The following is a 23,029-nucleotide window of genomic DNA, read 5'->3' as shown; positions in this document are numbered from 1 at the left end:
AGTATGGCCAAAGCCTCCGGATTTATCCGGAGGCTTTTTGTTATTCTAATAGGTAATGAACACTCCGACTGCATTCAAAATCGCCAATTTGTGCTATAATAATTCCGTTAAAAGGAGGAATTATCGTCGATGGTTCAAGAGAACAAGAAAAAAAACGTAAAGAAGCCTTCACCCCGCAGATCTGGGCTTAGCAGGTTCGGCTCTGTAGTTAAGTGGATGTTTATTCTTGGCATAATAGGCATTCTGTTCGTCGGTGGTGCAGCAGCAGGATATGTCACTTCCATGGTGAAAGATGAACCTGTTCGCTCTGAGGAAATGATTCAACAGCAAGTCGGGCAAAATGCGATCACCGGATTCGCATACTTCCGTGATGGCGCACCGATCGGCCAGCTTCGTACAGAAGAAGATCGAAGGCTCATTCAATACAACGACATCCCCCAGATTATTATTGATGCAGTTCTCGCTATAGAGGACAATAATTTCAATGAGCATAATGGCGTGGATTTCAAAGGCACCTTACGTGCCGTCAAACAAAAGATATTAAATGAATCTGTTCAGACCGGAGGCAGTACTCTTACTCAACAGCTCGCAAGACGTGTATTTCTCAATCTGGATCGAACAGAAGACCGCAAAGCAAAAGAAATTCTACTTTCACTTAGACTAGAGCGCTTCTTGACCAAGCAAGAGATTTTAACGGCTTATCTGAACAAGGTTCCGTTCGGTAATGGCTCGAATGGCTATAACGTATTTGGGATTAAAGCTGCATCCAAAGGTATATTCGGTCTGGATGATCTAGACAAGCTGAATATTGCCCAAGCGGCGTATTTGGCCGGCCTTCCACAGCTCCCTTCCGCTTATTCAGCATTCAATGGCGTTGGAGAATTTAACGCAAAGGCGTTCAACAGAGCTATGGATCGTCAACAGCTTGTACTTCGTCGTATGCTGGAGGAGAACAAGATCACAACCTCCCAATATGATGAAGCACTCAAATTCGATATTAAAAGCTCTCTCGCTCCTCACACTAAGAAAGCCTATGCTACATATCCATACCTGATGATGGAGACGGAGCGTAAAGCAGCTGAGATTATTTTGTCACTAAATGAAGAGAAAAACAGTACAACCGATACCACTAGCTCTAGTGATAATGCCATACTTCTTGAGGAAGCAAGACAACAGTTAATGACTGGCGGTTACCGAGTCTATACCACGATTGATAAGAAAGTATACAGTGCAATGCACAGTATTTCCGAAGATAGCAGTAATTTCACCAAGGACAGCAAAACAAAAGGTATTGAACAGACGGCTGGTATATTGATCGACAACAAGACCGGAGCCATTCTGGGTATGATTGAGGGCCGCGATTTTAATATCGAGCAAATGAACTATGCAACCCAAATGGTCCGGCAACCTGGCTCAACGATGAAGCCGATTTCAGCATACTTACCTGCCTTAGATGCAGGACTGATTCAACCTGCCGGGATCTTAGATGATGCTCCAATCATTTTGAAGGATGGCGGGAAAGGCTTCCATATTCCTAAAAATGCAAACAATCGCTATCAGGGTTTAGTTACGGCTCGCTATGCACTTAATAAATCCCTCAACCTACCGGCACTTAAACTATTTAACGAAAAGGTCGGAATAGAGGATGCTTGGGCCTTTACTAAAAAGCTAGGGATCACTACACTCACTGAAGATGATTACAGAGCGCAGACTGGGGTTATAGGTGGTCTTCGATACGGTACATCCGTTGAAGAATTAACCAATGCCTATTCCGCCATTGGCAATCAGGGAGCATTTAATGATGCTTATATGATTGAGAAGATTGTGGATTCGGAAGGCAAGATCGTTTATCAGCACAAGGTTAACCCTGAACAAGTATTCTCTGAGCAGACTGCTTATCTAATGACCGATATGCTGCGTACAGTAATTACAGAAGGTACTGCAAGTACAGTAAGAAGAGATTATAAACACTTTAAAGACGTTCCGATTGTAGGTAAGACTGGCTCCACTCAGAACTACGGAGATGTCTGGTTCATGGGCTACACCCCTGATGTCACACTTGGCATGTGGGTTGGTTATAAGGAACAAATTAATACCCTTACAGGAGATACACAGAAACGACAAGCACAGACCTTATGGGCTAAAGTCCTGAATGCTGTTATTGATAAGCAGCCAGACTTGTTCGTTACAGACAAATTCGCACAACCTGAGGGAATTATCAAAAAGACAGTTTCCGCATACAGCGGTAAACTGCCAACGGCCCTAACTGACAAATTCACAACGGATCTTTTCAATGTGAAATATGTACCTAAAGAGAGCGACGACGGGATATCCAAAGCCAAATATATTACTTACAATGGCGTCAATTATATCCCGCTCGAAGGAACACCGGAGGATTTCCTAAAAGAAAAAATCGTAGTTAAACGCGATAAACCGATCCAGGAATTAGTTAAGGAGCTCTTGGCAGCTTTCCCTAAAATGAAGGAGCATAAATCGCTGGAGTATTATATGCCAGCGGATGCCAAAACAGATTTCCCTACTGAAGTCGATCCACGCGTGGACGATGGCTCTGCTCCTACTGCCCCTGGAAATGTCATTGTCTCTTACAGCACTGGAAAAGCTGTGATCAGCTTCTCTCCAAGCGGCTCTCCAGATGTCGTCGGATACCGCTTATACCGTTCTTTAAACGGCGGGTCATTCCAGAAGCAAGCTGTAATTATGGCTGACGAGAGCAAGGTATTCTCGCCAGGAACGCCTGCAAGTGCCAATGCAACATTCTATGTCAGTGCTGTTGATGTCGCAGGTAATGAGACAGCTTCTGGCAGCGTTGCTGGAGGCACCACACCGACTCCGGAAGCAACGCCAACTCCGGATCAACAACCGGAGACAACGCCTCCTACAGACTCTGAGAGTACACCAGGAGAGGATATTGAGATTCCAGGAACCATTCTTCCTACGCCTACTTCAACACCATCTGGCGAAGGTAGCAGTAACGGAAACAGTAATAGTGGCAAAGCCGGCAATACGACTGGAAACCATTAACCGGTAGTCAAGAGAATAACTTCACACAGCAAAACACCGTTCCCTTTAATTCATAAGGGAACGGTGTTTTTTTATGATCCATTCTAATCTTCTATCGTTGATAAATCACCAGTTGGGAGATGAAGCTCCCAAGCCTTTAATACGCGCCGCATGATCTTACCTGATCGTGTCTTAGGAAGTTTATCCTTAAATTCGATCTCTCTCGGTGCAGCATGCGCAGATAGTCCGGCTTTAACAAATGCCGCGATCTCCTCTTTGAGAGCAGCTGTAGGAGTATAGCCTTCTCTCAGCGAAATGAAAGCCTTGATAATTTCCCCACGCACCAGGTCTGGTTTACCAATTACACCCGCTTCCGCCACAGCTGGATGCTCTACCAATTTACTCTCCACTTCAAAAGGTCCTATACGCTCACCAGAAGAGTTGATAACGTCGTCAATCCGTCCTTGAAACCAGAAATATCCATCATCATCCATATAAGCAGAATCACCAGAAATGTACCAACCAGGAATGCGGAAATACTCCTCATACTTCGCCTTATTGTTCCAGATCGAATTCATCATGGATGGCCAAGGCGTCCGTATTGCAAGATTCCCCATTGAGAATGGTGGGAGAATATTGCCTCGATCATCTAAAATCGCTGCTTCAATGCCTGGCAACGGACGGCCCATAGAGCCTGGTTTGATATCCATTCCAGGATAGTTGCAGATTAGTTGCGCTCCCGTCTCTGTCATCCACCAAGTATCATGAATGCGCTGGTTGTAGAATTTATCTCCCCACCGCACCACTTCAGGATTTAATGGCTCTCCAACAGACAGGACATGGCGCAGGCTGCTCAAATCAATTCCCTGAATGGAACTCTCGCCCGCACCCATCAACATACGAAATGCTGTAGGTGCACTGTACCAAACACTAACCTTATTTCGTTCAATCGTCTTATACCAATCCTGAGGACTAAAACGTCCTCCTCTCACGACATTCGTTACGCCATTTAACCAGGGTGAAAATATTCCGTAAGATGTTCCTGTCACCCAGCCCGGATCAGCTGTACACCAGTAAATATCATCCGGACGTAGATCCAGCACCACTCTACCTGTATAATAATGTTGAATCATTGCTCTTTGCACATGATAAACGCCTTTAGGTTTTCCTGTAGAACCAGATGTATAATGCATGATAAGGCCATCGTCCAGGTCAAGCCATTCCAATTCGAGCTCAGAAGATGCGTTATCCATCTCCTCAGTAAAACCTAAGTTACCTTGCTCGATATCAGTGGTGCCGCCTACTAGAAAAATATGACGCAAATTCGGAAGCTCATCTCGCTTCACACGATGAAGTAGCTCCGGTGTAGTAACCAAAGCAACCGCACCACTATCTTCCAGCCGGTCCTTAACTGCTGTCTCCATAAAGGCTTCGAACAGAGGACCCGCTATTGCCCCAATCTTCAGAATGCCTAGTAAACTAAAATATAGTTCCGGTTGACGAGGCATAAAAATAAATACCCGATCTCCCTTACCGATACCATATTTACGCAATACATTTCCGAACCGATTCGACCGTTCCTGCAGATCGGCAAATGTATAGGATTCATCCCGCACCGCATCACTGTAGAGCAGGGCCGTTGCCGCTCCCCGTCCTTCTTGAACGTGGCGATCCACTGCTTCATGTGCCATATTAACCTTTCCAGTGTCATACCATGAGAAGTTACGTTCAACATCCTCCCACTTAAAATTGGCTACTGCCTGGGTGTAATCAGACATATTGGAGCTCTGCACACGGCCAGGCAAAATTTCGCTATGGACTTGACCCATCACTCTTGCCTCCCTCACTCGTTTGATTTAAGCTTTAAGGGTAAGACTCTTTTCTTAGATAATGATGTCAATGCACTGAATGTGAATTTTTTATGTCTGAATTAGTATAACATAGCAAACGTTTACATTCCATATTTTATCATCCGGAAGGAGCACGGCTATGGAACATCGTAAAATCCCTGTTTCCCATACGCTTTCATATAAAGGCAGGACACTAACAATAAGTGGCCCCCGATCTCCACAGGACCTCAAAGCCCTCCACATGCATCATGATCTTGATGCCTTCCGCAAGCCGATTGAACAGCATGAAGCTCTCATAGAGATTGCTAGCCTGCCAGAAGGACGAATAATTACAGCTGTAGAGGATGGCACTATAATAGGCTATGTAACCTTTCATTATCCGGATGAAATGGAGCTTTGGTCACAGGGTGGAATGATGGATCTAATTGAGCTTGGAGCTATTGAGGTGAGTAATGATTATAGGGGAGCCGGACTAGGCCGGCTGCTGATTTCCACTGCTTTTGAGCAAGAGCAATTAGAGAATTGTATCGTCTTTACAACAGAGTATTATTGGCACTGGGATTTAAAAGGAAGTGGACTTGATGTGTGGGCTTATCGTCAAATGATGGAGCGGCTAATGAAAACTGTAAATATGGTTTGGTATGCTACAGATGATCCCGAAATCTGTTCACATCCAGCAAACTGCCTAATGGTTCGTATTGGACAAGAGGTACCTATGTCCTCACAGGAGACTTTCGACAGAGTACGCTTTAGACAGCGCTTCATGTACTAAACGAGTATTAAAGATGCTGCAGCATATATTCTAATATAGAATGTGAGCGCCCCGAGGCTTCCACCGTGAACTCCTTAAAACTCACATTTGCTGACCCGTCAGACTTATCAGACATCGAACGAATTATAACAAAGGGAGTGGCGTTCATCACACACACTTGTGCAACCGCCGCCCCTTCCATCTCCACGCACGCTCCGTCCAATTCCTCTCTTAATTTGGCTACAATCTCCGCATTAGAAATGAATTGATCACCTGAAAGTACTTTGCCGATCAAGTACTTTTGGCCTAGCTCGTTACACGCCCTCTCAGCAAGGCGTACCAATGAAGAGTCTGCCTGAAAGACAGAATGATCCTGATAAGGGATTTCACCTTTTGAAAAGCCAAGTGCTGTAGCATCCATATCATGCTGAACACAAGTAGATGATATAACAATATCTCCAATATTCAACTCAGGGTGCACAGCACCAGCAACCCCAGTAAACAACACACGAGTCACACCAAAAGAATCAATTAGAATTTGTGTTGTAACTGCCGCATTCACTTTACCTACCCCAGATTTACACAGCACTATAGACTTTCCAAATATATTTCCTATGTAATAATGAATGCCTGCCTTGACCTTCGTCTCCTGATTTTCCATCCTTTCTAGTAGTAGCTTAATCTCTTCATCCATCGCACCAATTAATCCGATTATTTCAGGCAAAGATAACGCCTCCTCCGATGATTTACTCTGTAAAAAACATAAAAAGCTCCAAAAGGAGCTTTTTACGGAAATACTGTTTAGTTCTTAAATTACTTATTCAGATGATTAACAGACAGGCGGAGAATCGTTTCATGAGGCAGGATAACCCGCGGATTCTCAACCGTCTCTTTCTTCATGAGTTTCGTCAAAAGTCTCATTGCTACCGCACCTAGGTCATACATAGGCTGGGCTACTGTCGTCAACAATGGACGAACCATCGAAGCCATACGGATGTTGTCCACACTAATAATGGAGAAGTCATCCGGTACTTTCAGACCTTCATCTTGAATACTGTGAATTGCACCAATAGCCATCTCGTCGGTTGCGGCAAAAATAGCGGTTGGCTTCTTCTTGAGTCCAAGGAAATACTTCATGGCTTCGACACCAGATTCATAGCGGTAGTTACCGATACGAACTAAATCCTCTTGGTATTCGATTCCAGCCTGTTCAAGGGCTTTCTTATAACCATGGAAACGCGCATATCCATTCGCAGGATCCTGCAGTGTACCACTGATCATTGCGATTTCACGGTGACCGTGACGGATCAATGTATTCACTGCATCAAAAGCAGCGGTTTCATGATCGATGTCAACGGAAGGATAAGTCCCCTTCTCATCCCGTGTAGCACATAGGACAATCGGAACTGCAGAAGTCTGGAAAGCTTGAATATGTTCATCAGTTACCGTACCACCCATGAAGAGCAGACCATCGACCTGTTTCTCCAAAAGGGTATTGATGACACGGATTTCCTTTTCTTTACGCTTATCCGCGTTACACAATATAATATTGTAATGATACATATTCGCGATATCTTCAATCCCGCGTGCAATTTCTGCAAAAATCGAGTTTGAAATATCAGGGATGACAACCCCAACGGTTGTCGTTTTCTTACTGGCAAGTCCTCTCGCCACGGCATTGGGACGATATCCCAAACGCTCAATCGCTTCAAAAACTTTCTTCCGGGTCTGCGGTTTCACGTTAGGGTTATTGTTCACAACCCGTGATACCGTAGCCATAGATACGCCTGCTTCTCGAGCTACATCGTAAATGGTTACCGTCAAATTACTCTCTCCATTGCGATAAATTTTATCGTTCGACTAATTAAAAATATGATACGACACTTTGTACAATTGTGCAATGATAACGCTTCATTTTCCTTTCAAAATTTCTTTCAAGGATGAAGACGTAACCCCTAATTACAATTTTTGACTAGTGTAGGTCTCCCTATTCACGAGCACAATAATGTAACTTCTATCTATCGTAACAAAAAGTGAGTGAAAAATCCAACATTCCGTGAAAGTTTTTCATTATTTTCACAGAATGTTTTAATAATTTGCGTTTTTAGTCGTTTGGAACGTTAATTGAGACAGCCTTCGACTAGTTTCTTCCATCCAATTCTGGTCTTCGAGCCCCTCAGCTAGTCGGTATAGATCAAGTAACATATCCACTCTAGCCTGAATTGTCTCTCGGATAGCCAACTCTAATTCTTGAAATCCGCCGACAATAAACTCTGTCAAAGATTCTTTTAGGACACTAGCTAATTCATTTCTTTGAGTAAACGAAAAATCTTGTCTTGGCAAATCCGCATTCAGTTCTTTCACTAGCTTTCCTAGATCTGCTTTAATAAACGACAAGGGCTCATAACTAGTACATTTCGGACAAGTATAGACTGGGACATTTGTAATCTTCACCCTCGTATTAAAAATCAATGAATGCATATGTAAGTTCATGAGGCCACTACAGCTGCACAACTTCTCCATTAAGTTATCTGTATACATCTTCTACACCTCTTGCAAGAAATGAATTAAGTACAAAGTATGACTTTTCAATTTCTATATTCGACCTCTCTCGATTAAAACCCTCCTTAATTGCATATAATGATTAAATTGGCAATTCGTCTATAATTTACAACACTTCAGATGACTTCGTATTTTAAATTTGATAGAATATGAAGGATCATGTGATACGAAAGGAGCTTAACAAAATGAGACTAGCTGGCAAAAAGGTCATAGCACTCGTAGACGATGAATTTGAAGATTTGGAGCTCTGGTATCCCGTGTACCGAGTAAGAGAAGAAGGCGCTGAGGTTCACTTGGCAGGTTTGGAAAAAGATAAAACATATATCGGCAAATATGGTGTGCCTGCAAAAGCAGAGTACTCCTGGGACGATCTTAATGCCGCAGATTATGACGGGATTTTAGTTCCTGGCGGCTGGGCCCCTGATAAAATCCGCAGATACAGTGCCGTACTACAGCTTGTGCAGGATTTCAATGCAGCTAAGAAACCTATTGGGCAAATCTGCCACGCAGGTTGGGTATTAATTTCTGCTAAAATTCTCGAAGGTGTAACCGTCACCTCTACACCTGGCATCCGTGATGACATGGAGAATGCCGGAGCGATATGGAAGGATGAAGCTGTGGTTACGGATGGACATATTATTTCTGCTCGCCGCCCGCCAGATCTGCCGCCTTATGGTAAAGCTTTTTGCGATGCGTTAGCTGGGGAATAAAATACGGTAGATTTATAGTCTAACAATTAAACAAGCCCTGTTGCTCACTAAACGTGAAGAACAGGGCTTTAGATTTAATTCGCTCGACATCCGAGTTACTCAATTCATTCGAATGGACGCTTTCTCCTTGATTACGTTTGGATAAGAATTAAACCAGAAAGTCAACGGTTGGGGTAACTTCTCCTTACCTACATTGAAGAAATAGGTTATTGTAGTTCCCTTACTACTTTCATTAAACTCTCTATACCCTGAGTAATCATTTTTGATAGTTTCCATCATATGCCCGCTTCCAGAGCTATCTTCAAAATAATCGCTCAATCCAAAACCTCTATCATTAAGCGAGTCCTCCTCTTCTTTAGGAATAAAGTAATCTAACACCAAAATTCCCTGCTCTTCGTTCTCCATTCGTTTGGAAATCGTCAGATTGTTATCGGGTACCTTCAGAATCTGCTGTGTTTCGGTATTAATCACAAGCTCCAGCTTAGATAGATCTAGAGAAGAAATCCCTTCAATTTCAAACTTAATCGGATCATCAGGTCTCATATTATCATTATGATAAATATTCGATCCACTTACCCACATTAACTCCTCTTGTTGCTCTCCTTTTCCGATGACAAGCTTAGGTGAAAGCATATTAAATATCCTCATTGTATTCTTTTGGTCATATCTTTCCCGCATATAAATACCCGTAGGTCCAATATAGATATTCTCCATGTTAATTTGCTGTCCGGCGATGGACAGATTATCCTTTAGATCAACTCTTTTTCCTTGAATATAAACCTTGTTGGTATCCATTGGAATCTGAATGTTTAAAGATTTAAGCTCACCGCTTGATAAAGCTGGATCATCAGGTGCTGGAAGCAACCTTAGAGAAATATTCAACGGGTCTTCCAACTCATCCTGATATTCATCCCATACGATTTGCTCGTACATACGAGTTGTCCCAGGAGATCCAACCTCTTGTGCGTTAATAGTGCTAAACCCGCTGTATCCTGTGCGATAAATATTACTTTCAGGAGTCTTTTTCAAGGATAGTCCAAACAGTTGCATTTTCCGATCTGTATTGTTTTCAATTGTATACAGAACCGCAATTCCTCTTCGATCGGCCATAATTCCGTTAACCGTCCACTTTATTCCGTCCACCTCAGCTGAAGAAATATTTACTTCCTTCATTATTCCCGCATCAAGTGCTGATGTTATAGTCAGATTATTAGCGATAATGGGTCTAAATACCTCAAGCTTCCCCCAGCTTTTTGGTGGTAACTGCGCACGAACAGGATTGGCCATCTGATGTACCCATGGGACAATAATCAATAAGGCGATAGTTAGGACCGCCAACGCAACAACAGCGTATCTTTTTCTAAAAGCCAACCTTTTACGGTTACCTTGCAACATCCCCTTACGGATCGCCATGTCCAATTTAACTTCCGGGATTTCCTCAGCCTCAATATTGATTTTCTGAAAATAATCGTTCAGCAGCTGTTCTTCCGACTCAGCCATAAAATAGCTCCCCCTTCCGTTTCATTTTGTCACGCAGTTGTTTTAGTCCCTTGTTCAGCCAAGTCTTCACGGTACCCTCCGGTTTATCGAGAACCTCTGCTATTTCTGAAAGAGTCATATCCTTGTAATATTTGAGTATAAGCACCTGCCGATACTTCGGCTTAACCCCATCCAGCGCTTGTTCCATATCCAACCTGCGGTCACTCTTCATCTCCATAACCCCTACATCACTTCGAGCAACTTCTGCGACAGCCTTCCTATTTCTGCGCTTCAACTCATCATTACAGCAATTGATCAGAATACGAGTTAACCAAGGAGCAAACTTCTCGGAGTCCTTTAAGCTTTTACGTTTAATCCATGCGCGGCAGGTTGCCTCCTGCAAAACTTCTAAAGAATCCGCTTCGTTTCGCAAATAGCTGTAAGCAATGCTGTATAGCTTTTTTTTCTGTTCAGCTACCAGCTCGTAGAATGTATCTTCTTCCGTAGCAACTATTTCCATTTCGTCTTTAATAATGTGTTCCATGCTTGTTTTGTCCTCCCCCCTTGCTTTCACGCATAAATCATTCCTGTACAACATGCTCTATGTATAGACTGCGCCGAAGCGCAAACGGTTTTGTTTTTTTATAACAATCTAGTACAAAAGAAAAAGGCTCGGCAAGAATGCCGAACCTTGATGTGGACTTGATGATGTAGCGCTTGATAACCTATGAAGAAGCTTTCTCCTTTGTTTCCACGCTTGATCCAAGTGTAATACCGCTTTTTTGAGCATAAGCACTTAGGATTTCTTCCGTCTCCGAGCTTGTACGATGATGGAAGCAAGCTTTGGCAACCCTTGTAGCGTCTATAGCCAGTGTATTCAGGGTACGGTGTTTAACCTTAAGCAGTGCCTGCGGCGACATGCTAAGATCACTAATCCCTAGCTCCAGCCAAAGTGGCAAAGAACGTTCATCTGCTGCCATTTCACCACATACACTTATATCTATTTTTGCATTACGCGCTGCTTCTACAGTCATACGGATCATTCGCAGAACCGCTGGATGATATGGATGATACATATGCGCAATTTGTTCATTCATACGGTCTACGGCTAGTACATATTGCACCAAATCGTTCGTACCAATACTGAAAAAATCTACTTCCTCAGCCAGTAAATCCGCAATCATAACCGCAGCTGGAACTTCAATCATAATACCGACTGGAATATTCCGATTAAAAGGTATGCCCCTAAGCTCCAGTTCAGCCTTCACTTCTTCCAATACAGCTTTTGCCGCTTGTACTTCTTCTACGGAAGATATCATAGGGAACATTAGCTTTACATTCCCATATGCACTCGCCCGCAAAATGGCGGTTAGCTGAGTTTTGAACATATCTTGTCGATTCAAGCTGATTCGAATGGCACGATAGCCAAGGAACGGATTCTGCTCTTCTGGCAGCTGGAAGTAATCCAGATGCTTGTCCCCGCCTATATCCAGCGAACGGATCACAACCATATTGCTGCCTACCTTCTCGACAACCTGTTTATACACTTCGAATTGTTCATCCTCCGTCGGAAAAGAACTGCGATCCATATAAAGAAACTCTGTACGGAATAGACCTACACCCTCAGCTCCATACTTGAGCGCTAAATTCAGTTCTTTGACGGAGCTGATATTACCGGCCAATCGCAGGTTAACGCCATCTTTAGTGACGGCATCGACTGTAGCAAGCAATTCCAGTTGTTCTTTCTTTTTATGCTGCTTATTTCGAAGAGACACATATTCATTGATCGTTACCTCATCAGGATGAATTTGCACAGATCCGGTGTCTCCGTCTATCACGAGCATGTCTCCGGTCTGAATTGGGTTAGACAAATTATTCTCCAAGCCTGCTACGAGCGGAATGCCCAGCGCACGAGCCATAATGGAGGAATGTGAGGTTTTACCGCCCATCATAGTAACAATACCTAGAACATAAGTTGGGTTCAAGTGAGCTAACTGGGAAGGAGACAACTCCTTCGCGACGAGAATATATGGCTGTGTATCCGATGGCAGCGTGACTTCAGGAGCACCTAAAAGATGCTTTAACAGACGGTTACCGACATCCTTGATATCAACCGCCCGCTCCTTCATGTATTCATCATCCAGCAGATCAAACATCGCTACAAAATGATCAATCGCTTCCTTAACAGCTACTTCCGCCGCCTTATACTGGCGTTCAATAATCCCCCGGATTTCACTCATAAACACCGGATCATCCAAAATCGCCAGATGAGCATCAAAAATGCTGGATTCCTCTGGACCGACTACTTCTCTGAATTCTTTTTTGATGAATTCAATCTCGTCCTTAGAGGTACGGATACCTTCGTATAAACGCTCAAACTCCTTAGCTAGATCCACTGGGTTCACTTGTGTGTCTGGTAAGCTCCACTCCCAGTTCGGTAAGACAAAGGCCTTCCCGATAGCTACACCTGCTGCTGCGCCTATGCCTTGTATCATCCTTCTATCCCTCCAACGTTACTTTCATGTAAGACTACGGACATTACTGAAGATTGCCCCTTTTTAACATTTTTAAATGGAGCATAGCTCCATGATTTTACTCGATCAGGATTCGTAATCACCATTGGTGTAGCCAGTGAAGCTGCATGCTCACGCAAATAAGCGAGGTCGAATTTAACAAGCAATTGACCTGGTTCCACACTGTCGCCTTCTTTTACAACCGCCTCAAATGGCCCTTTAAGCTGCGAAGTGTCGATCCCTATATGCATAAGTACCTCCAGCCCTTCCGGTGTAGCAATACCAACGGCATGCATTGTAGGGTAGACGTGCATAACTTTCCCGAATACAGGTGATGTAAGCTCCCCTTTTTCCGGCAAAAATGCAACTCCATCACCCACTAGCTTCGCTGCAAAGATGTGATCCGGTACTTCCTCAATGGGCATCATTCTACCCTGCATCGGAGAACTGAACAACACCTGCGGCAAATCACGAAGCATTAGCTTATTAATCTCCTCGCGGATAAGCTCTGAATACGTACCAAATACTACCTGAACATTCCCGCCACCGAGCTTGATAATCCCAGCAGAGCCAAGACCTTTTAGCGCCCCCGTATCTATATATCGATCATTATGGACGGTTAGCCTCAAACGAGTGATACAGGATTGTACTTGTACGATATTCTCCTTGCCACCAAGCGCCTCCAAGATCAGTGGTGCCTGATATGGGATATTGCCTGCCCAATCACCAAGTTCGGAACCTTCTTCACGCCCTGGTGTCGGGATCTGAAAACGGCGAATCGCCCAGCGGAATAAATTATAATATACAATTCCATAACCAATACCGATCGGAATCAAAAGCCAAGCCCTCTGCGACAGATGCATATTCAAAAAGAAGTCAATCGCTCCTGCCGAATAAGAGAACCCGTGATGAATTCCCAGCATATAGGTCAGTACCATAGCAAGACCAGACATTACAGTATGTATCGCGAATAAATACGGAGAAGCAAACAAAAACGCGAATTCAATCTGCTCTGAAACCCCGGTCAGAAAACAAACCAAAGCCGCTCGCATGAAAGTCTTTTTAATTTTAGGCTTCAAGTCCTCGCGCGCTTCCTGAATAATTGCAAAAGCAATGGCTGGCAGTGCGAACATCATAATCGGAAACAAACCCGCCATAAAAATGCCCGCCGTAGGATCGCCTGCAAAAAAACGTGGCAAATCCCCCTGAACGACAGTGCTACCATCAGGAGTTGTAAAGTTTCCAAACTGAAACCAAAACACATTGTTGAGAATATGGTGAAGACCGAAGGCTGTTAGTACTCTATATAGCACTCCATAAATAAAAACGCCAAATCCGCCTGTCTGCAATATTCCTTGAAAAAGATCATCCAATCCTCTTTGCAGCAGTGGAGAGATCCCTAACATCACCCATGCAAAGCCAGCCGAAAACAATCCCATGAACAGCAAAACAAAACGCGACCCTCCAAAGAACTGTATCGCCTCTGGAAGCTTGATATTTTTGAACCGGTTTTGAGCAATACCGGCAACTATACCCAGCAAAATTCCGATAAGTGTTGCAGGTTGTACAAGCCCCTCTCCCATATGGGTAACAATCCGGTCGTAAGTGAACATTCCAGCCAATGCGGCAAGACCCGCCGTTCCAGCTTGATTGGATAATCCCCATGCTACACCCACAGCGAATAAATAAGGCATAAAATAAAAGATTCCCTGCCCAGCGTATGTAGCCACTTCGGATACCGAAGAAAGTCCCCATGCAGACCAAGGTAAGCTGCCCAAACTAAGCAAAATGGCTGCCGCCGGCAGTACCATGGTAGGAAGCATTATGGCTCTGCCCAATTGCTGCAATGATCCGAGCCAATTCAAGGCTACCCTCTCCTTTCTTTCTATATTGAATGGTAAGCGCTGCGGGGGTTTTTGTCAAAATAAACTGAAGGAAAAGTTCCGGGTATATTTAAAACAAATACACACTCACTCCTCAATAAAATCACCTAGAAACACCATTCTCTGGGCTCGGGATTCCAAAGCACTAAAGCAAACAATGCTAAAGTTGGTTAAAACCGATAAAAAGTTGCTCTAAATGAATGTGCGTCTCTAATAATGCTTCAAGTGTATAAGTTATATTTATTGAATGAAGTTTTGTATGCTGACTGAGTCTCTTTCTTTTGCTGCCGATGATTATAAAAGAAATTAATTGTACTTTGTGCAACTATTTATATCCTAGAAGCACTGAAATCCATATAAGTGTACTTTGTGCAATTATTTTTAATAATTTCACCCTTTTTCTTACCTTTGGTGTGTAATAAGTGTACAAAGTACAACTAAACCACAATAGAATAGAGGTATTTCCGATATAGTTGTATATAGTGCAATTACTCTACCACTCCTACCATATTTGATCTGGCCGCATAGCTTTCACCTCGTATTGTCGAACCCGTTCTCCCGTAATCACAGGCTTTATTAGTCCCTTCTCACTCAACGAGTGCAACAATCTGCGCGCCGTTCGAAAGTTAATGCTGAAATGGGTGGTCACATCCTTTGGACGGATCGCCCTACCCAGTCGCCAAGCCAACCGCAGAACCTCCTTCTCCTCAGACAAAATATCCACGCCTGCAGATTTGCGCGCTAAATGAGGTGCCAGCACCAATTGCAAAAGCATCCGGCACACCTCGGGGCGGTGCTGAAGATCATCAACAGAAAAATGAACCATCTTCCACCCCATTCCGGTCAGAAAAGTGTCCCGATTAGCTGCATAGTTGAATCTCTCTCGGTCCATGTCCTTCACATGGCTTTGAAACCCATCGCACTCAATCCCGAGACTACCGCCGCTCTGCGGAAGAAAAGCGAAATCCAGAAATTGAGATTTACGGTTCCAGTCGTACACTTCGTATTCTGGATGCAAATCATCAAGGCTCTCAAACAATGGCCACCATACATTCTGCAAGAACAACTTCTCCGCATAATTATGACCTCTAACCAGCCTCCCCTTTCTTTCTCCTGATCTTTCCTTCAAGTGCTTGTTAATGAACAAACCATGTGCTTCTTCAAATTCCATTATGGTATCCTCCCCTATAAAAATAAAAAAAAACGCCCTTCACCGCAAATCATGCGGATAAAGGACGTTCTTCGTCTAACTTCAGTATATCAAGTTTAAATGGTGATTTGCATTAGAAATTGTACAGGCTGTACAGCCTGTACAGCCGTCGTAATCAAACAACGCTTATTTACGCCCATGCATCGTGATTGCTTCCTCGACCTTGATACAGCGGTCCATAATTGCCGTCATACCGTGCTCAGCAGCGATTTCAGCGGCTTCCTGGCTAATGATACCCTGCTGGAGCCAGAGCACACGTGCGCCGATGTCAGCGGCCTCCTGTGCTACCTTTGCGCAGTATTCGCTTCGACGGAACACATTGACAATGTCCACCGGCTCTGGAATTTCCGCCAACGTATGATAGCACTTTTCTCCCAATATTTCACCATCAACCAATGGGTTTACAGGGATAATCCGATATCCCCGACTTTGCATAGCACCCGCGACCATATAGGAGGTACGGTCTGTTTTGTCAGACAGGCCAACAACTGCAATATTACCTGCAGAAGCAAGGATATCTCCGATCTGTTCCCGACTTGGATTCTCAAAGCTCATACATAGTGCCCCTTTCCATAGTTACACTTTATGATCCTTATATAACTGAAGCTAAATTCACTAGCTCCCTTACTTCTATTGTACCCACTCCACATTCGCACCAAGCGCACGCAGATGATCAAAGTATTGTGGATACGACTTAGCGACATGGTGAGCATCCTTGATCAAAAGTGGTTTTCGCGCTCGTAAACCTACTACGGACAACGCCATAATTACACGGTGGTCGTAATGCGCGTTAATGGTCACACCACCTTCAACGCCTTCAGGCATGCCGTGAACGATAATTTCATCGCGGCGTTCCTCAACATTGGCTCCAGCACGAGTCAATTCTGCCAAGTAATCAGTTATACGATCACATTCCTTATACCGAAGGTTCTCAACATTATAGAATCGTGAAGTGCCTTCAGCAAATACTGCAGCAGCTACCATAGCCAGCACTGCATCGGTGGCAGCATCTCCGTCGAATTCAACAGCTTTTAGAACGCCGTTCCCTTGTACGTGAACTGTTCCCTCGTTATGAGTAAGTGGTACTTCCATCATTCGCAACACATCAACAATGGCTCTTTCTCCCTGCTTACTCTGTTCCACAAGTCGATGTACCTTAACATCTGATTTGGTAACAGCAGCAGCCGCAAGAATAGCCGCAGAGCCAGGATAGTCACCTTGAACAGTATATGTCTTTGCCGCATAGGCTTGACGACCTGGTACTTTAAAGGTCATATAATCATCCGCCGCATGAACCACAATTCCAGCCTGCTCCAATACTTCTAGCGTCTGACCTACGACAACCTTTGATTTCAAATCATCAAGGACAATAATTTCACTATCTTCTTCAAGCAATGGTGTCAAGAATAGTAGAGCGCTTAGGAACTGGGAGCTGACAGCACCTGAAACTGTAATTCTCCCCCCAACAGGTTTGCCACCGCGGATCGTGATCGGCAGCTTACCTTCATTATGCTCTACCTTCACACCAAGCTGTTCTAGAGACACGATCAGGTCGTCATGTGGACGTTTGCCCAAAGAGTCAGGATACGTATTTACGAATGTGACCTCAGGGCTTAAAGCAGCTACAGCCATTAGAAAACGTAATACGGCTCCAGCATTCCCCACATTAAGTTCCTTAACATCCTTAGGTTTACGTCCAAAGCCCTGAATCACAATCTTCTCATCATCTTCTGTGAGTACAGCTCCCAAATCTGCAATACAACGACGGATGGCATCGCTATCTTCACTATGTGCCGGATGATAGATCGTACTTACGCCTTCTGACAATGCAGCAACCAGCAAATAACGAGTGGTATAGTTTTTGGAAGAGAGGGCCCCAAATTCTCCTTGCAGGGATGGCGTTGGCCTAACAATAACGTCCATAATATAAACTCTCCTTAGTAGATATAGTTGTATGTAGTGCTTGTTTGACAGGGTATTCTATGCTTGTGTTATCATTAAACCATTCTTCTGATGAAAAGAGGTCACAACCATGCATAATGTTCCACAAATCACACCGCAAGAATTGCGGCAGTGTCTAGAGACAGGGGAAGACCTTGTACTCATCGACGTTCGTGAAGACGAAGAGGTCGCCTTCGGGATGATTCCCGGTGCACAGCATATCCCCATGGGAGAAATTCCACACCGCACTGAGGATATTCCAAGTGATGCCAAAGTGATCTTCATCTGCCGTTCCGGTGCTCGAAGCCAACGTGTCTGCGAATATCTACAGCAGTTTGGCATTCATGCTACAAATTTAAACGGCGGTATGATTGAATGGAATGAAACACTCTCTTAAAAGCTCAGCCGCGGTAATGCATTAAAATATGTTGCGACACTTCTGCCGCTGTCAGTCCCGTTGTATCGACCGTGTAATGCGCGAACAGGTAAGCTTCATGGCGGTCTTCCATGATACGTCTAACCCGTTCTTCTGCATTGCCGGCGAGCAGCGGACGATTCTGATCTCCGCTAACGCGGGCAATAATCTCTTCTTCTGTTGCCGTTAGCGCAACCACATGCCCTTTACTCAGCATTAAATCTGTATTCCCCGGCGCCAATACCGCGCCACCACCCGTAGATATTAATTTATTCTCAGATTCTAGCATACGCTTTAGTACTGCTGTTTCCACGCTTCGAAAGTAATGCTCTCCATCTTCCGCGAAAATTTCTGCAATGCTTCGGCCTTCAGTTTCAACAATGACATGATCCAAATCAACCAGCTCATAGCCCAGTTCCTCGGCCAAAATAGCACCTACCGTTGACTTTCCCGTTGCCATCATCCCTACTAAAATAATGTTCTTATTTCTTTGCTCTTCGTTCAACTTTTTAAATTCTTCAGTATCCCCAGCCATGTCTATCCTCCAACCGCGATATTTGTCATATCATAACACAGGGTCAAAACATTAGACAATCTGCTTCACATAGTAAATACACATCAAAATTTCAACAAAAAAGGCCCGAAAGCCTCCCCATTTCTGGTGAAGCAATTCGGGCCACTTTTCTAACATATAAGAAAGTATAAGTTTCACGTTATACATTATCCTTATATTTCTCGCATAAACACTTACCCGTCTTTTAGGGACGCGGAAGGCGTTTTTGCTTATTACGTAACGAACTAAATTATTCAGCTGACATCCAGTTGTGGTGGAAGACGCCTTCTTTGTCTACACGTTTGAATGTGTGTGCGCCGAAGTAATCGCGTTGTGCTTGAAGCAGGTTCGCAGGCAGTCTTTCAGTACGATAGCTATCATAGTAAGCCAATGCGCTGGAGAATCCAGGTACTGGAACACCCATCGTTACAGCTGAAGCGATAACTTTACGCCATGCGGACTGGTAATTGTCCATAACATCCTTGAAGAAAGGATCAAGCAACAGGTTCTTAAGATCTGCATTGTTCTCGTAAGCATCCGTGATGTTTTGTAGGAAACGGGAACGGATAATGCAACCGCCGCGCCAAATTTTAGCCAACTCACCATATTTCAGATCCCAGCCGTATTCGTCAGAAGCTACGCGAAGTTGAGCGAAGCCTTGAGCATAGGATACGATTTTACTTGCGAACAATGCTTTACGCACGTTCTCGATGAATTCAGCTTTGTCACCATCAAATGGTGTAGCTTCTGGTCCGTTAAGCACTTTGCTTGCTTCTACGCGCTCATCCTTCATTGCAGACAGGAAGCGTGAGAATACGGATTCGGTAATCATGGACAAAGGTACACCAAGATCCAGTGAGCTTTGGCTTGTCCATTTACCAGTTCCCTTTTGTCCAGCGGAATCAAGGATCACGTCAACCATTGGTTTACCAGTTTCTTCATCATACTGAGCAAAAATGTCTGTAGTAATCTCGATCAGATAGCTGTCGAGCTCACCGCTATTCCACTCTTTGAAAATGTTGTGAAGTTCTTTTGCATCCAGACCCAGAACGTCTTTCAACAACTGGTAAGCTTCACAGATTAATTGCATATCACCATATTCGATACCGTTGTGCACCATTTTAACATAGTGTCCCGCACCGTCTGGTCCGATATATGTACAGCAAGGCTCACCGTCAACTTTAGCTGAGATTGCCGTTAGGATTGGTTCTACTAGCTTATATGCGCTTTCTTGACCGCCAGGCATAATGGAAGGACCTTTTAGTGCTCCTTCTTCTCCGCCAGAAACGCCAGTTCCGACAAAGCGGAAACCTTTCTCTTCCAGATATTTACTGCGACGAACCGTATCAGGGAAATAAGCATTTCCTCCGTCGATGATAATGTCGCCTTGATCAAGATGCGGCAACAGTTGCTCGATGGTAGCATCAGTAGCTTTACCAGCTTGAACCATGATCAGAATTTTGCGCGGTGCTTCAAGCGAAGCTACAAATTCCTCTACAGAAAATGTGCCTACGAGGTTCTTACCTTCCGCTTCAGCTAGAAGATCATGTGTCTTCTCCGGTGAGCGGTTAAACACGGATACGGAAAAACCTTTGCTTTCGATATTTAGAGCCAAATTCTTGCCCATTACCGCCAAGCCAATAACGCCGATTTGTTGTTTTGCCATCTGGTCCTCCACCCTTTGCACCCTATATTTTTGGGAAATCCATTTCTCGCAGTATAAGAATACCACCCTTTATCAGAGACAGCAAAGCCTGCCCTGCGAATAAAGATCAAATTCATCAACAAAACCATTGCCAATATGAAAATGATCACAATGACTATTTTAACGTTTTTAGTGCCAGAAGTGAACCCCTGTCTGCAAGTTCTCAAACAAATCTAAGGCACCCCGAAATTCGGGGTGCCCCTAAACAGCTTATTTCAGCACCTTGTTTACCATTCTAACATATACAATTCCTTCGTCAAAAAGGTAAGCTGAGCTCGGCATTTCTCCGCACGAATCATATCCTCAGCCTTAAGTGCATCATATAATCGATCCAGCTGCTCATCCACTTCAATCCTACGCTGGCGAATTCGTTCCTCTCCTTCAACAGAATAATAGAGCTTGGTCAGCTCCTCATCTGTGAGCATAGGACCCTTCTGGTATAAGACTCGCTGCTGATAACCCGAGATTTCGACAAGACGGATGACTTCGCCGAACAAAATATTTTCAATAATAATCTGACGGTCCCGGAAGCGCTTTACTATGGCATGGCCCCGCATGTCCCCAATTAACTTCTCCATCCATTCTGACAAGCGAGCATCACGAATCATATAGTCTCCCACGAGTTTATAGCCATCTTTGATCCTTTGAAACCGTAATTTCACCAGTTTACGACCCGTACGGACCGAAATTACAAAGACCTGTTCGTTCTCGCTCCAATATAGGGAATAACCTTTTTGAATCAAATCCTTGATCAGGTCCTGGATATGCTGTCTGTCGAAACGTAACTCCAGGTTACAATACTCCACCTCGTCGTTTTTGTTCACGGCACTCCCCCCTAACTGCTTCACATCTGCAAAGCCAACACAATTGTTCAATTCCCGAGTATTTATGGCTGCCGGACCTCTTCAAGTAGTAGTTACTAATGCGTTCGTCTTAGTCTTATTTTATACTTCAGTTTATGTAGCGGTAACTTGGTTTATTGACTATTTTTACCCGCAACAGACTTTCTCCAAACGCTGATTGAATTTTTTATTTCTTTTAGTCCTTTTTGAGCCGAATCCTTCCTAAAAAAAGCCGCTGACAATCTAATTCTCAGATTGTCAGCGGCTTTTCACTTCTAAGGTCAACTAGGTTTAAATTTCAGCTTCGTTCTGTGTACAATTAGTAAATGCAACCCAAAGAGCATCAACATTACAATTGCACTCATCAGAAACGGTACACCGTGACCTACATGGTCCCATAGTCTACCTGATATCACCGGCCCTGCCACCATCCCTGAGCCTTGCAAGGTCAAGAATAGCCCCCACACAGTCCCTCGTTCCCCCTTAGGCACTTGCTTAGCCAGAAAGGCATTCCATGCCGGGAGAATAAGCGCGTAGCTTATACCGACCAATGCCACCGCGATAAAAGCAAGCGGGAGCCAGCGCACCTGTGAGAACAGGGCAAGGGAAAAGGCGGCGAGCAAAAAGCCAATGTTCAGAAACACAGTTGTTCCGATTCGGTCCACCAGCTTGCCTGCTGGAATTAGAGCAAGCACCGTAATTCCCCCACCTGCAATCAGAAGTAGACTAAACTGATTTGGACTAACATGAAGCTCCGTACGTGCAAACAAGGTAACTACAGGCGTCATCAAACCAATGGCAAAAGCCTGAAGAAATAAGGCTGGATATAGTAGGCGACTGACTTTAAGCGTCGTTCTGACCTGATGTAGTGTTCTTTTTATACTTTCTAATGGACTGATTTTTTTACGCTCAATAGCTCCGCCGAGCCCCTGCATGTCCCTTACAACTGCATGAGTTCCACTTGTCGAGATTCTCTTAGGTAGAAATAGGGCAACCACAACTACAACAGCAGCACACCCTAGCAGGACCAAAAAGGCTACACGATAGCTTTGTCCCCCCTGATCCATCAAAAAATTCACTACGATCGGACCGATTCCCGTTCCTGCGAGCGATGCCATCTCTACAGCACCCATAGCTGCACCACTGCTGCCGCTTTTAGTAGATCCCGCCAATTCCGTTATTCCGGTCATCACACAAGGCCAAAGCGGGGATGTCCCGATCCCAAGAATAAGACAGGCAATCGAAAGCGTAACTGCTGTTTTGGCATATATTATCATTCCAACAGCTACTAGGATCAACAACAAGGCACTTGTCATGGTCCAGCGAAATCCTATGCGCTCCATAACCCAGCCAGAAGGACTGCGGAATAGATTATCCCCCAAATACTGGAGCGCAAAGGCAAAGCCTACTACCGTAACAGATAGACCCAAAATATTCTCCATATATACGGGTAACAGAGCGACAAGTAGCGACCCTTTAACAAACTCAACTAAAAAAATAATTACCCACATCTCCATGATAAATGGCGACGTCAAACTGATATGTGTACGTTGTGCAGCTTTTGTGGACATTCTATCACATCCAAATCCTAGTA

19 protein-coding genes are annotated in these 23,029 nt (G+C 44.2%); 4 read left to right on the top strand and 15 right to left on the bottom strand.

Features of this window, described 5'->3' with window-relative positions; all coding sequences use genetic code 11:
* The first annotated feature begins 129 nt into the window (after positions 1 to 129).
* Positions 130 to 3,042: a transglycosylase domain-containing protein gene (locus ACN6KS_RS11925; protein WP_440962076.1), complete on the top strand. Its 2,913-nt coding sequence runs from the start codon at positions 130 to 132 to the stop codon at positions 3,040 to 3,042.
* An 83-nt stretch (positions 3,043 to 3,125) separates the two neighbouring features.
* Here ACN6KS_RS11925 and acsA read toward each other — a convergent pair whose 3' ends face one another.
* Positions 3,126 to 4,850 (bottom strand): acetate--CoA ligase, encoded by a 1,725-nt coding sequence (acsA, locus tag ACN6KS_RS11920; protein WP_440962075.1) that lies wholly within the window; start codon positions 4,848 to 4,850, stop codon positions 3,126 to 3,128.
* A 160-nt stretch (positions 4,851 to 5,010) separates the two neighbouring features.
* Between acsA and ACN6KS_RS11915 the strand changes: the two genes are divergently transcribed.
* Positions 5,011 to 5,643 carry a GNAT family N-acetyltransferase gene (locus ACN6KS_RS11915; RefSeq protein ID WP_094868515.1) on the top strand — a complete coding sequence of 211 codons (633 nt, stop codon included), beginning with the start codon at positions 5,011 to 5,013 and terminating at the stop codon, positions 5,641 to 5,643.
* Positions 5,644 to 5,650: 7 nt separating this feature from the next.
* Here ACN6KS_RS11915 and ACN6KS_RS11910 read toward each other — a convergent pair whose 3' ends face one another.
* The 3 genes from ACN6KS_RS11910 to ACN6KS_RS11900 all read right to left on the bottom strand — a co-directional run bounded on the left by ACN6KS_RS11910 (position 5,651) and on the right by ACN6KS_RS11900 (position 8,163).
* Positions 5,651 to 6,346, bottom strand: a complete 696-nt coding sequence (locus ACN6KS_RS11910) for a 5'-methylthioadenosine/adenosylhomocysteine nucleosidase (protein WP_094868514.1) — start codon at positions 6,344 to 6,346, stop codon at positions 5,651 to 5,653.
* Positions 6,347 to 6,435: 89 nt separating this feature from the next.
* Positions 6,436 to 7,446: a catabolite control protein A gene (gene ccpA, locus ACN6KS_RS11905; RefSeq protein WP_036686140.1), complete on the bottom strand. Its 1,011-nt coding sequence runs from the start codon at positions 7,444 to 7,446 to the stop codon at positions 6,436 to 6,438.
* Between the two features lie 264 nt (positions 7,447 to 7,710).
* On the bottom strand, positions 7,711 to 8,163 hold the full coding sequence (locus tag ACN6KS_RS11900) for a hypothetical protein (protein ID WP_440962074.1): 453 nt from the start codon (positions 8,161 to 8,163) through the stop codon (positions 7,711 to 7,713).
* A gap of 206 nt (positions 8,164 to 8,369) precedes the next feature.
* On the opposite strand from ACN6KS_RS11900, the gene ACN6KS_RS11895 reads away from it, so the two are divergent.
* Positions 8,370 to 8,894, top strand: coding sequence for a type 1 glutamine amidotransferase domain-containing protein (locus ACN6KS_RS11895; RefSeq protein WP_280788667.1), 525 nt, complete (start codon positions 8,370 to 8,372; stop codon positions 8,892 to 8,894).
* 99 nt (positions 8,895 to 8,993) lie between these two features.
* On the opposite strand, the gene ACN6KS_RS11890 is transcribed toward ACN6KS_RS11895, so the two are convergent.
* From ACN6KS_RS11890 to aroA, 7 genes are all read right to left on the bottom strand, one after another.
* On the bottom strand, positions 8,994 to 10,394 hold the full coding sequence (locus ACN6KS_RS11890) for a DUF4179 domain-containing protein (protein WP_440962073.1): 1,401 nt from the start codon (positions 10,392 to 10,394) through the stop codon (positions 8,994 to 8,996).
* Complete coding sequence (locus tag ACN6KS_RS11885) at positions 10,387 to 10,917, bottom strand: sigma-70 family RNA polymerase sigma factor (protein WP_094868511.1); 531 nt, start codon at positions 10,915 to 10,917, stop codon at positions 10,387 to 10,389. Before ACN6KS_RS11885 ends, ACN6KS_RS11890 begins: the two co-directional genes overlap by 8 nt.
* 181 nt (positions 10,918 to 11,098) lie before the next feature.
* The gene (gene ptsP / locus ACN6KS_RS11880; protein WP_094868510.1) at positions 11,099 to 12,868 is read right to left on the bottom strand and encodes a phosphoenolpyruvate--protein phosphotransferase; all 1,770 of its coding nucleotides are present in this window, start codon (positions 12,866 to 12,868) and stop codon (positions 11,099 to 11,101) included.
* Complete coding sequence (locus ACN6KS_RS11875; protein ID WP_440962072.1) at positions 12,865 to 14,751, bottom strand: glucose PTS transporter subunit IIA; 1,887 nt, start codon at positions 14,749 to 14,751, stop codon at positions 12,865 to 12,867. Before ACN6KS_RS11875 ends, ptsP begins: the two co-directional genes overlap by 4 nt.
* Before the next feature lie 520 nt (positions 14,752 to 15,271).
* Positions 15,272 to 15,940 (bottom strand): hypothetical protein, encoded by a 669-nt coding sequence (locus tag ACN6KS_RS11870; RefSeq protein WP_094879014.1) that lies wholly within the window; start codon positions 15,938 to 15,940, stop codon positions 15,272 to 15,274.
* Positions 15,941 to 16,105: 165 nt separating this feature from the next.
* Positions 16,106 to 16,534 (bottom strand): CoA-binding protein, encoded by a 429-nt coding sequence (locus tag ACN6KS_RS11865; RefSeq protein WP_094868507.1) that lies wholly within the window; start codon positions 16,532 to 16,534, stop codon positions 16,106 to 16,108.
* Positions 16,535 to 16,609: 75 nt separating this feature from the next.
* Positions 16,610 to 17,902 (bottom strand): 3-phosphoshikimate 1-carboxyvinyltransferase, encoded by a 1,293-nt coding sequence (aroA, locus tag ACN6KS_RS11860; protein ID WP_094868506.1) that lies wholly within the window; start codon positions 17,900 to 17,902, stop codon positions 16,610 to 16,612.
* A gap of 109 nt (positions 17,903 to 18,011) precedes the next feature.
* On the opposite strand from aroA, the gene ACN6KS_RS11855 reads away from it, so the two are divergent.
* On the top strand, positions 18,012 to 18,317 hold the full coding sequence (locus tag ACN6KS_RS11855; RefSeq protein ID WP_094868505.1) for a rhodanese-like domain-containing protein: 306 nt from the start codon (positions 18,012 to 18,014) through the stop codon (positions 18,315 to 18,317).
* A 4-nt stretch (positions 18,318 to 18,321) separates the two neighbouring features.
* Here ACN6KS_RS11855 and ACN6KS_RS11850 read toward each other — a convergent pair whose 3' ends face one another.
* The 4 genes from ACN6KS_RS11850 to ACN6KS_RS11835 form a co-directional block, all read right to left on the bottom strand.
* Positions 18,322 to 18,870: a shikimate kinase gene (locus tag ACN6KS_RS11850; RefSeq protein ID WP_179281481.1), complete on the bottom strand. Its 549-nt coding sequence runs from the start codon at positions 18,868 to 18,870 to the stop codon at positions 18,322 to 18,324.
* A gap of 268 nt (positions 18,871 to 19,138) precedes the next feature.
* Positions 19,139 to 20,554, bottom strand: a complete 1,416-nt coding sequence (gndA, locus tag ACN6KS_RS11845; protein WP_094871406.1) for an NADP-dependent phosphogluconate dehydrogenase — start codon at positions 20,552 to 20,554, stop codon at positions 19,139 to 19,141.
* Between the two features lie 266 nt (positions 20,555 to 20,820).
* Positions 20,821 to 21,417, bottom strand: coding sequence for a hypothetical protein (locus ACN6KS_RS11840; RefSeq protein ID WP_094871404.1), 597 nt, complete (start codon positions 21,415 to 21,417; stop codon positions 20,821 to 20,823).
* A gap of 299 nt (positions 21,418 to 21,716) precedes the next feature.
* The gene (locus ACN6KS_RS11835) at positions 21,717 to 23,006 is read right to left on the bottom strand and encodes an MFS transporter (protein WP_094871403.1); all 1,290 of its coding nucleotides are present in this window, start codon (positions 23,004 to 23,006) and stop codon (positions 21,717 to 21,719) included.
* Positions 23,007 to 23,029: the final 23 nt, after the last annotated feature.

It is taken from the genome of Paenibacillus nitricinens (assembly GCF_052056485.1).
Classification (GTDB): domain Bacteria; phylum Bacillota; class Bacilli; order Paenibacillales; family Paenibacillaceae; genus Paenibacillus_AQ; species Paenibacillus_AQ nitricinens.
Note: the sequence above shows the minus strand (reverse complement) of the source record. Positions and strands in the feature narration are given on the sequence as shown.

Excerpts from the sequence above, each read along its gene's own strand:
- ACN6KS_RS11925 (WP_440962076.1), top strand. The coding sequence starts at position 130 with ATGGTTCAAGAGAACAAGAAAAAAAACGTAAAGAAGCCTTCACCCCGC.
- acsA (WP_440962075.1), bottom strand. The coding sequence starts at position 4,850 with ATGGGTCAAGTCCATAGCGAAATTTTGCCTGGCCGTGTGCAGAGCTCC.
- ACN6KS_RS11915 (WP_094868515.1), top strand. The coding sequence starts at position 5,011 with ATGGAACATCGTAAAATCCCTGTTTCCCATACGCTTTCATATAAAGGC.
- ACN6KS_RS11900 (WP_440962074.1), bottom strand. The coding sequence starts at position 8,163 with ATGTATACAGATAACTTAATGGAGAAGTTGTGCAGCTGTAGTGGCCTC.
- ACN6KS_RS11895 (WP_280788667.1), top strand. The coding sequence starts at position 8,370 with ATGAGACTAGCTGGCAAAAAGGTCATAGCACTCGTAGACGATGAATTT.
- ACN6KS_RS11890 (WP_440962073.1), bottom strand. The coding sequence starts at position 10,394 with ATGGCTGAGTCGGAAGAACAGCTGCTGAACGATTATTTTCAGAAAATC.
- ACN6KS_RS11885 (WP_094868511.1), bottom strand. The coding sequence starts at position 10,917 with ATGGAACACATTATTAAAGACGAAATGGAAATAGTTGCTACGGAAGAA.
- ptsP (WP_094868510.1), bottom strand. The coding sequence starts at position 12,868 with ATGATACAAGGCATAGGCGCAGCAGCAGGTGTAGCTATCGGGAAGGCC.
- ACN6KS_RS11870 (WP_094879014.1), bottom strand. The coding sequence starts at position 15,940 with ATGGAATTTGAAGAAGCACATGGTTTGTTCATTAACAAGCACTTGAAG.
- ACN6KS_RS11865 (WP_094868507.1), bottom strand. The coding sequence starts at position 16,534 with ATGAGCTTTGAGAATCCAAGTCGGGAACAGATCGGAGATATCCTTGCT.
- aroA (WP_094868506.1), bottom strand. The coding sequence starts at position 17,902 with ATGGACGTTATTGTTAGGCCAACGCCATCCCTGCAAGGAGAATTTGGG.
- ACN6KS_RS11855 (WP_094868505.1), top strand. The coding sequence starts at position 18,012 with ATGCATAATGTTCCACAAATCACACCGCAAGAATTGCGGCAGTGTCTA.
- ACN6KS_RS11850 (WP_179281481.1), bottom strand. The coding sequence starts at position 18,870 with ATGGCTGGGGATACTGAAGAATTTAAAAAGTTGAACGAAGAGCAAAGA.
- gndA (WP_094871406.1), bottom strand. The coding sequence starts at position 20,554 with ATGGCAAAACAACAAATCGGCGTTATTGGCTTGGCGGTAATGGGCAAG.
- ACN6KS_RS11835 (WP_094871403.1), bottom strand. The coding sequence starts at position 23,006 with ATGTCCACAAAAGCTGCACAACGTACACATATCAGTTTGACGTCGCCA.